The sequence below is a fragment of the Vibrio sp. V43_P6S15P86 genome, assembly GCF_009904725.1.
GTDB lineage: Bacteria > Pseudomonadota > Gammaproteobacteria > Enterobacterales > Vibrionaceae > Vibrio > Vibrio diabolicus.
This window is the reverse complement of record NZ_WXWT01000191.1, coordinates 1-9,995: the sequence shown is the minus strand read 5'-3', so window position 1 is coordinate 9,995 and position 9,995 is coordinate 1. Positions and strand designations below refer to the sequence as shown.

At 47.0% G+C, this 9,995-nt stretch carries 7 protein-coding genes; 4 read left to right on the top strand and 3 right to left on the bottom strand.

Annotated elements, in window-relative coordinates; translation table 11 throughout:
- Window positions 1-164 precede the first annotated feature (164 nt).
- Together CAG69_RS08275 and recQ are read right to left on the bottom strand one after the other, a co-directional pair.
- Window positions 165-470 carry a DUF3630 family protein gene (locus tag CAG69_RS08275; RefSeq protein WP_005397009.1) on the bottom strand — a complete coding sequence of 102 codons (306 nt, stop codon included), beginning with the start codon at window positions 468-470 and terminating at the stop codon, window positions 165-167.
- 9 nt (window positions 471-479) lie between these two features.
- Complete coding sequence (recQ, locus tag CAG69_RS08270; RefSeq protein WP_161443653.1) at window positions 480-2,315, bottom strand: ATP-dependent DNA helicase RecQ; 1,836 nt, start codon at window positions 2,313-2,315, stop codon at window positions 480-482.
- Between the two features lie 174 nt (window positions 2,316-2,489).
- Here recQ and rarD point away from each other — a divergent pair, with 174 nt between their 5' ends.
- The 4 genes from rarD to ggt all read left to right on the top strand — a co-directional run bounded on the left by rarD (window position 2,490) and on the right by ggt (window position 6,916).
- Window positions 2,490-3,407, top strand: a complete 918-nt coding sequence (rarD, locus tag CAG69_RS08265; RefSeq protein ID WP_005397014.1) for an EamA family transporter RarD — start codon at window positions 2,490-2,492, stop codon at window positions 3,405-3,407.
- Window positions 3,408-3,480: 73 nt separating this feature from the next.
- Complete coding sequence (locus CAG69_RS08260; protein WP_006743074.1) at window positions 3,481-4,278, top strand: AraC family transcriptional regulator; 798 nt, start codon at window positions 3,481-3,483, stop codon at window positions 4,276-4,278.
- A gap of 101 nt (window positions 4,279-4,379) precedes the next feature.
- On the top strand, window positions 4,380-5,051 hold the full coding sequence (locus CAG69_RS08255) for a LysE family translocator (RefSeq protein WP_161443651.1): 672 nt from the start codon (window positions 4,380-4,382) through the stop codon (window positions 5,049-5,051).
- A 98-nt stretch (window positions 5,052-5,149) separates the two neighbouring features.
- The gene (gene ggt, locus CAG69_RS08250; protein WP_161443649.1) at window positions 5,150-6,916 is read left to right on the top strand and encodes a gamma-glutamyltransferase; all 1,767 of its coding nucleotides are present in this window, start codon (window positions 5,150-5,152) and stop codon (window positions 6,914-6,916) included.
- A 762-nt stretch (window positions 6,917-7,678) separates the two neighbouring features.
- Here the strand turns inward: ggt and uvrD are convergent.
- Window positions 7,679-9,853 carry a DNA helicase II gene (gene uvrD / locus CAG69_RS08245; protein WP_046874565.1) on the bottom strand — a complete coding sequence of 725 codons (2,175 nt, stop codon included), beginning with the start codon at window positions 9,851-9,853 and terminating at the stop codon, window positions 7,679-7,681.
- Between the last annotated feature and the right edge of the window lie 142 nt (window positions 9,854-9,995).

Sequence of the window (9,995 nt, the reverse complement as noted above, 5' to 3'; positions counted from 1 at the left end):
GAGTAAAGCGGTGGGCGATTATACATTAACCAATTTTACTCACAAGCGGTGTTTTATACGCAAACGTTTCTTCGCGAACATCACGTCAAAACCAAGGGCTTTGATGCAAAAATAAGAAAGGGTGTTTCATGTGAAACACCCTTTAAAGAATAGATAACTTGAATTTAGAAGCCGCGTTGGAACAATCCGGCTAAATAGTCGAGCTCTTCCCTACTCTCTTCTATTGTTAGCGCTTCAAACCAAATCGCTTCGCTGTAGTGCTCCGCTTTCATAAATAAGCGGCAGCCTTCAAAATCGATCAACCAAGAGTGAATATCCGCATCCCACTGTTTTTCTACCACAGACGCAGATAATAATCCCACCAAACGCTCACCCAGTGCCGGAAAAGTATCGAGGTCGAAGCTTGGAGCGGTAATAATAAGACGCCCTTCTTCAACAATGTAATCAGCGAGACCAAATTCCTTGTGCATATGGATTCCTTATCCGTGGTGAGTAATGTGTTCTTGGATCAGATCCAAGAATGGATCGGCGTATTTTTCTAGTTTACGTTGACCAACGCCACTAACCGCTAACATTTCGCCGTATGACGTTGGCAGCATTTCTGCCATATCAATCAAGGTCGCATCACTGAATACCACGTATGGTGGCAAACCGTCTTCATCGGCGATCGACTTACGTAGCTTACGTAGTTTGGCAAACAACTTCTTATCGTAGTTTTTGCTGGTCAGCTTATCCGACTTCGCGGCACGTGCTGCGGTATCTAAACGTGGAACTGCAAGTTCTAAAGACACATCACCACGTAGTAATGGGCGTGCTTCTTCGGTTAATTGCAACGTCGAGTTACGAGTGATGTTTTGAAATAGCAGCCCTTTATGAATTAACTGGCGGAAGATACTCACCCAGTAATCATGGCTGTGATCACGACCAATGCCGTAAGTCGAAATTTTATCGTGGCCGTGTTCGCGCACACGAATGTTTTGCATCCCACGCAGCACCTCAACCACATACGTCATACCAAAACTTTGGTTGACGCGGTAAACACACGACAACGCTTTGCGCGCTTCTTCGGTCGCATCAAAGTGTTTTGGTGGGTCCAGGCAGATATCGCAGTTACCACACGGCTTTTCGCGATACTCTCCAAAATAGTTGAGCAGTACCTGACGACGACAGGTTTGCGCTTCCGCAAAAGCACTCATCGCATTGAGTTTGTGGCTTTCTACCTGCTTCTGCGGTCCATCATCTTTTTCATCCAACATACGACGCAACCAACTGATGTCTGCTGGGTCGTATAGCATCATCGCTTCGGCAGGCAGGCCATCTCGCCCTGCTCGACCGGTTTCCTGATAATAGGACTCGATGTTACGTGGAATATCAAAATGCACGACAAAGCGCACGTTTGGCTTATTGATACCCATACCGAATGCAACCGTCGCAACGACGATTTGAATGTCATCACGTTGAAAAGCTTCCTGAACGTAAGCTCGCTCTTCAGTATCCATCCCTGCATGATAACCAGCAGCGCGGATATGGTTGTTGCATAGCTTCTCGGTCACCATTTCAACTTTCTTACGACTGCCGCAGTAAATAATGCCGCAGCTTCCCTTCTGGGTGGCTAGATAGCGAATGATTTGAGAAACCGGCTTGTGCTTTTCCACCAAGGTGTAACGAATGTTGGGACGATCAAAGCTTCCTAGATACACCTGAGGTTCATGTAAGCGTAAGCGTTCTAGAATATCACGACGCGTCGCATCATCGGCGGTGGCTGTGAGTGCCATAAAGGGCACATGCGAAAAGTGTTGCTTTAACTGACCTAACGCCGCGTATTCTGGGCGAAAATCATGTCCCCACTGAGAGATACAATGTGCTTCATCCACGGCGATCATAGATAAGGGTAAGTTTTCTAAACGCTCAATAAAGTCACGCATTAACACGCGCTCTGGCGAGACATACACTAGCTTAAGCTGACCAGAGTGCATGCGATTATACACACTCAGTAGCTCTTCTCGATTCATGGTCGAGTTCACACACTCCGCAGCTACGCCATTGGCTTTCAGTTGATCAACTTGGTCTTTCATCAATGAAATCAGCGGTGAAATCACCAAGGTAATCCCTGAGCGCACTAACGCCGGAATTTGGTAACAGAGAGATTTACCGCCACCTGTCGGCATGATGACTAAGCTGTCTTTACCTTCGATAGCGGCTTCAATAATTTCTTGCTGACCATCACGAAACGTCTGGTAACCGAAGACTTCCTCCAACACACGTTGAGGCGTTACAGGCGTATCTGATTGTTCGGCTAGCAAGGTTGAGGTCATGAATAATCTCAGATTGAGTGATCGTAGAAATGCTTTTGCATGCCCAGGCACACAAAGTGAGGGCACATTGTAATGGGGTTTCATGGTGAATAAAACCGCAAATTGCTAGGTGTTTCGCATCACGACTCGTATACTGATTTTCTGCTCTATAAACACACAATTAGGTGACACCTCATGACACCAGAAGACGAACAACAACGCGCTCGGCAAGGTATATTGCTGGCGATTGGTGCCTATACCATGTGGGGCATTGCGCCGATGTATTTTAAATCCATCGCACAAGTATCCCCTTTGGAGATTCTGAGCCACCGGGTGATTTGGTCTTTCTTTTTGCTTGCCGCACTCCTTCACTTTGGCCGTCACTGGCGCTCGGTTTACTACATCGCGAAAGACAAAACGAAGATCGCTTACCTGATCGCAAGTTCTGTATTAATTGGCGGAAACTGGCTGATTTTCATCTGGGCGGTCAATTCCAATCATATGCTTGACGCGAGCTTAGGCTATTACATTAACCCATTAATCAATGTCTTGCTCGGCATGGTCTTTTTGGGAGAGCGACTTCGTAAGTTGCAATGGTTTGCTGTCGTATTAGCGGGCTGTGGTGTACTGGTCCAATTGATTGTATTCGGCTCCGTGCCCGTTGTTGCGATGGCGTTAGCAATGAGTTTCGGCTTCTATGGCCTCTTAAGGAAGAAAGTCAGTGTCGATGCAAAAACAGGATTGTTTATCGAAACATTACTCCTTCTGCCTGTCGCCGCCGTGTATCTGCTGTTTATTGCAGAAACCCCAACGTCGAATATGCTCACTAACCCGTTAGCATTAAATAGCTTGTTGATTGCAGCAGGGGTGATTACCACACTGCCCCTACTTTGTTTTACGGGTGCGGCAACAAGACTCAAATTATCAACATTGGGCTTTTTCCAGTACATTGGCCCAAGCTTGATGTTCTTACTTGCAGTACTGATGTATGGCGAACCCTTTAGCATGGATAAAGCGATTACCTTTGCCTTTATTTGGGGAGCGCTAGTCGTATTTAGCTTTGATGGACTGCGCAACAACCGTCGCTCACGCCGAATCGTTCAGCCACAGTGATCGTTTTTTACAAGACAAGTTAGAAATTGCCAGATAAGCTTGGTCATAATGTGACCAAGCTTTTTTGTATGTAATGGAACAGATTCAATACTACGCAACCGACCATGATCAGCTGAGCCTGATCGAGGCGAAATACCAGAAGTTTGCCTTTCAAAGGCACTATCATCTGGACTTTCACCTCGGTCTGATCACGCATGGCACGCAAAAGTTCCAATATCAAGGCTGTAGCCATCAAGTGGGTCATGGGCAAATCGTAATTATGCCGCCAGATGAACTGCACGACGGGCACTCTAAGCTCGAAAGTGGCTATGAAGTGAATGTATTTGCGATCGAGCCGCACCTACTCAGCGATCTTGCCGATCTTAGTCAAAATGGTCAAATAATCCGCTTTAATGAATTGATCATCTCCGATCCACAGATATTTTCACAACTTAGTAACTTGCATGCTCTTCTTCGCCGCGAGAACCTCAGCCAACTCACCAAAGATTGCCTTCCTTTTGAAGGATTTAATCAACTTTTTGATCGCTACGGATCACTCGCGAGGCAAAAAGTGGTTCCTCTTGGAAAACAGTCTTTGCATACCTTAAAAGATTACTTAATGGCGAATCTCGACCAAACAGTTCGTTTAGATGCACTATCAGAGCTCTGCCAACTGAGCCCCACGCAGTTTCAACGCCATTTCAAAGCGCAAACGGGTATGACTCCCTACGCTTGGTTTGCTCGCTTGCGATTAGAGCAAGGAATGAAACTACTCCAAGCAGGATGGTGTGGTACGGACGTCGCCTATCAAGTGGGCTTTTATGATCAGGCCCACTTTAGTAAAGCGTTTAAACAAACCTATGGCGTCTCGCCTTCACAAGTGGCACGCTAATACCTCATACGCTGTGGTATTCAGTACTGCTAGTTTTTTACAAGCACTACCGAATAAGAATCACGACAATAGCTCATATCCACTATGTTTTGAGATGTGTTATGAATGAATCGACTATCCTTTTAACGCTTGCCAGTATCCACTTCATTGCCTTAATGAGCCCAGGTCCGGATTTTGCGCTTGTGGTACAAAATGCCACCCGTCATGGCCGTCAAACCGGCTTATACATTGCGCTTGGCTTATCAGTCGGTATTTTGCTGCATTCTTTATTCAGCATAACGGGGGTGAGCTATTTAGTTCACCAGCATCCTCTGCTCTACTCAGTCTTACAATTGCTTGGGGGCAGCTATCTGTTGTATTTGGGTATCGGTGCACTGCGCGGCGTGATCGCGATGATCAAAAACCCACTTTCTGATCAGCCAAGCAAAAACAGTAATCTTGTGATCGGTAATAAACGCCAAGCGTTTACCAAGGGGTTCGCAACTAATATTCTCAACCCCAAAGCCTTAGTATTTTTTGTGAGTTTAATGTCGAGCCTTGTCCCAGTGGGCATGTCGGTGACAGGAAAAGGAATTGCTCTGGTGATTTTGTTTGGTTTGTCGCTACTCTGGTTTTCTAGCCTTGCATGGATGCTGTCAACGCAGCGCTTGCAAACAAGATTGCAGCAAGCCAGCATTTATATAGATGGTTTATGTGGTGTGGTATTTACTCTAGTTGGCAGCAGTATTTTAGTGCAAACCTTCCGCTCCTTTCTCGATAACTCTCTGATTTAAAAGCGTCGCACACTCGACATTTCTTTAATAGGAAACTCGACGACTATCTCCGTGGCTGCCAAGCTGAATAACCTTAGTTGGCAACATGGAGAGTCATCATGCAATGGACATTTAACCGACTCGTACTCTCGGGTCTTTTTTTTACTTCCCCTTTCACCTTCACTGGACAAGCCTTCGCTAACCAAGCTGCAGATTCGGTCGCACCAGAGCACAGCACTGGCATTGAGCAAAAGCAGCTGGTCAAAGCTAAAGATTATATGGTTACCGCTGCTAACCCACTGGCGACTCAAGCGGGTGCAGACGTACTTGAGCACGGCGGGAATGCGATAGATGCCATGGTCGCGGTGCAATTGATGCTTGGCTTAGTTGAACCCCAGTCATCAGGTATTGGTGGCGGTGCGTTCTTAGTGTATTGGGATAGCGAAAAGCAAAAACTGACCACTTACGACGGGCGTGAAACCGCACCCCTCGCCGTAACGCCAAAGCTATTTTTAGATGAGAACGGTCAGCCATTGCAATTCTACGATGCCGTGGTTGGAGGACGCTCTGTCGCAACACCAGGCACCGTGAAACTATTGTGGGATACCCACCAGAAATACGGCAAGCTGGAATGGAAAAAGATCATTCAGCCTGTTATCTCGCTTGCGGAGCAAGGATTCAAAGTCAGTCCTCGCCTAGCAAGCTTGATAGAAAAAGACGCCGAGCGTTTATCACGCTTTCCAGTCACAAAAGCCTATTTCTTTAACTCGGATGGCTCGCCAAAAACCGGAGGTACGCTATTAAAAAACCCTGAATACGCACAAACACTGAGTGCTATTGCTAAGCAAGGTGCTCAAGCCTTCTACCATGGGGATATCGCCAGAGACATTATCAAGACGGTACAAAACGCGCCGGGTAACCCCGGCGTATTAGCCCAACCCGACTTTGATACCTACCAAATCAGACAACGTGAGCCGGTTTGTGCAGCATACCAAAGCTATAACATTTGCGGCATGGGACCACCAAGCTCTGGCGCGCTCACCATTGGTCAGATTTTGGCGATCACTGAACAGTACGATCTCAAAGGCTGGGGGGCTAACAGCATTAAATCTTGGCAAGTACTCGCCGATGCATCGCGTCTAGCGTTTGCTGACCGTGGTAAATACATGGCAGACCAAGATTACGTGCCAATGCCAACTCAAGGCTTGCTTGATGAAAGCTACCTCCAGCAGCGAGCAGAGCTGATCCAAGTCGGCAAAGCACTAAGCAAAGTTGAAGCAGGCAATCCTCCGTGGTCGCACGCAATGAATTTAAGCATGGACGAGTCCATTGAACTCCCTTCCACCAGCCATTTCAATATCGTCGATAAGCAAGGCAATGTGGTGTCAATGACGACCACCATTGAGAATGCGTTTGGCTCGCGCTTAATGGTGCGTGGCTTCTTGCTCAATAATGAACTGACCGATTTTTCTTTCCGTACTCATAATGACGGAATTCCAATCGCCAACCGTATAGAGCCAGGCAAACGTCCACGATCTTCAATGGCCCCGACCATTATGATGAAAGATAACAAACCTTACATGGCAATAGGCTCTCCGGGTGGCAGTCGAATCATCGGTTACGTGGCGCAAACCATCATTGCCCACACGCAATGGGATATGGATATCCAACAAGCAATCAATCAACCACGATTACTCGACCGTTTTGGCACCTTAGATATTGAGCAAAGTACCGGTGCAGAAGGCTTACAGCCAGAGCTGGAGAAGATGGGCTTTAAAACCAATGTTCGTGATTTGAATTCTGGACTGCATGCGATACGCATAACAAAAGATGGACTAGAAGGTGCCGCAGATCCTCGTCGAGAAGGAGCAGCAATCGGCAAATAGGCCTGTTTTGCTCGACTCCTTGTGCGAGATCTCTCACAAGGAGTGGAGCAAACCTCTCTTTTTTAATGGTAAAACAGCCCACAAACAACCATAAGATATTGAATAGTATAAACATGTTTATTTTTCAAACGCTTTTGATTGAGAAAAATGTGGGCTTCGACCATTGTTGAGAATCGTGAAGAGCGTAATATGAACCTTGTCGGAAGGATGCTGACACGGAACAGGAAACACCACGGATTTGGTGAACTTCAGGAAGAAGAAACGGGTATTCAGGATGAATAGTCGGGCATGGATTGCAAAACTGGACATTGAACGGAATCAATAGCAACTAGGACGGTTGCTACTAAGGACGGGAAATGGACACCTCTGGACGAGGAAAGGACTGAACATCAGGATGATGTCATGGACACCGCTCAGGGAACAAGTGATGAGAGCTAACGAGGATGGTTAGCAGACCAGGATAAGGTCAAGGACACCGCTAGGAAGGCGACGAAAGGATTAAGCTGAAGGAATGCAGCACGCTATCAAGGATTTGATGCATGGAGCACTTTTAGTAGCTGGATTGCTGCGAGTAAGACTATAACCCCGACGGGCGTAAGCCCTCGGGGTTTTTCTTTGCCTAAAGTTTTTCTCATCTGCACCGTTAAATCACGCTTTCGAACTCCATTTATCATTCCATTTTTTCCTGCGTTAGCGACATCAAAACTGCACAAACAAAAAGAGCCGCCGAAGCAGCTCTTATGTTCATTTTTTCACAAAGCCCTACAGCTTCTCCAGTCTCGCGTAAGCGGTGACTAACCATTTAATGCCTTCACCGTTGAAAGCAATCTGCACTCGGCTTTGTGGGCCACTGCCCTCAAAGTTGATGATCGTTCCTTCACCAAATTTCGGATGCATCACACGAGAACCTAGTGAAAAACCAGTCTCATTGAAGTTTTCTTTTACTGCGGTTTGGCTAAAACGTCCACTACTTGAAGGGCGACTCACTTGCGCCTTCATGCGCACTTCATCCAAACACGTTTCTGGTAATTCACGAATAAAGCGCGATGGTTTGTGGTATTTGTCCTGGCCATATAGGCGACGCATTTCCGCGTAAGTAATGTAGAGCTTTTGCATCGCGCGCGTCATGCCCACATAACACAGACGGCGCTCTTCTTCCAAACGCCCTGCCTCTTCAGCGGACATCTGGCTTGGGAACATACCTTCTTCCACACCGACCATGAATACCAATGGGAATTCCAAACCTTTCGCACTATGCAGCGTCATCAGTTGGACTGCATCTTCAAATTCGTCCGCCTGACCTTCGCCCGCTTCTAGAGCCGCATGTGTTAAAAATGCCGTCAGCAGAGACATTTCTTCCGCTTCTTCTGGTTTTTCGAATTGGCGAGTGGCGGTAACCAGCTCCTCCAAGTTTTCTATGCGAGCTTTAGACTTTTCGCCCTTCTCTTGCTCATACATCGCAAACAAACCCGAGTACTTGATCACGTGGTCCGTTTGCTCGTGCAATGGCATTTCTAGTGTATCGTCTTCCAGCGCGGTGATTAATTCGACAAAACGACTTAACGCACCAGCTGCTCGACCCGGCAATACTTGCTCATCGAGCATTGCCAGACTGGCTTCCCACATAGTGCACCCTCTATCACGAGCTGCACGACGGATAGTCTCTAGCGTCTTATCGCCCAGACCACGTGTTGGGGTATTCACGACACGTTCAAACGCGGCATCATCGTTGCGATTCGCCATCAAACGCAAGTAGCTCAACGCATCTCTGATTTCTTGACGCTCGAAGAATCGCATGCCTCCGTAAATACGGTACGGTAAGCCTGCCTGAATTAATGCTTCTTCCAAAACACGAGATTGCGCGTTGTTACGATACAGCATCGCAGCATCATTCAATGCGCCGCCATTCTCTTGCCACTCTTTGATTTTATTGACCGCAAAGCGCGCTTCATCAAGCTCGTTATAAGCGCTGTAAACCGAGATCGGCTCTCCCACATTGCCATCCGTCCACAGCTCTTTACCCATGCGTTCAGTGTTGTTCGCAATCAAGGTATTGGACGCTTCAAGAATCGTCTTGGTCGAACGATAGTTTTGTTCGAGACGGATGGTGTTCACGCTCGGAAACTCCAGCGTGAACTTCTCAATGTTCTCGACTTTTGCACCGCGCCAACCATAAATTGACTGGTCGTCGTCACCTACAATCATCACGTGACAATCTGGGCCAGCCATCATGCGTAGCCAAGCGTATTGAATGTTGTTGGTGTCTTGGAATTCGTCAACCAAGATATGCTTAAAGCGTGCTTGGTAGTGTTCACGCACAAACTTGTTGTCACGCAGTAGCTCATGCGCGCGCAGCAAAATTTCCGCAAAGTCCACTAAGCCAGCACGATCACACGCTTCTTGGTAAGCGGTATACAGCTGCAAATAAGTTTTGGTCACTGGATCGTGATAAGCGTCGATATGCGATGGGCGTAATCCTTCGTCCTTCTTACCATTAATCCACCATGAAACTTGGCGTGCAGGCCACTGCTTTTCATCCAAGTTTTGCGCTTTGATCAAACGCTTTAACAAGCGCTGCTGATCATCGCTGTCTATGATTTGGAAATCTTCCGGTAGCTTGGCATCAAGATAGTGTGCACGCAAAATGCGGTGACAGATACCGTGGAAAGTCCCATTCCACATGCCAGATGCACTGCCCATCATCAACTCTTCAATACGACCACGCATTTCTGCTGCCGCTTTATTGGTGAAGGTGACCGACATGATCGAGAAAGGAGAAGCTTGCTCGACCGACATCAGCCAAGCGATACGGTGAACAAGAACGCGAGTCTTACCACTCCCTGCACCAGCAAGGACAAGTAAGTTTTCTAGAGGAGCTGCAACGGCTTCACGCTGTTTATCGTTTAGACCGTCGAGTAATAGAGATGGATCCATCATGATGAGCTACTGGTTATTTATACATAAAAACCGATTATAACCTAAACAGCTGGGTGCTGTTTAGACAAAACTTGATAAAAAATTCGCTGTTTTTTTAATCTTTCATTCAAAGAGTTAACGAAGGTAATCACCCCCAAACCAT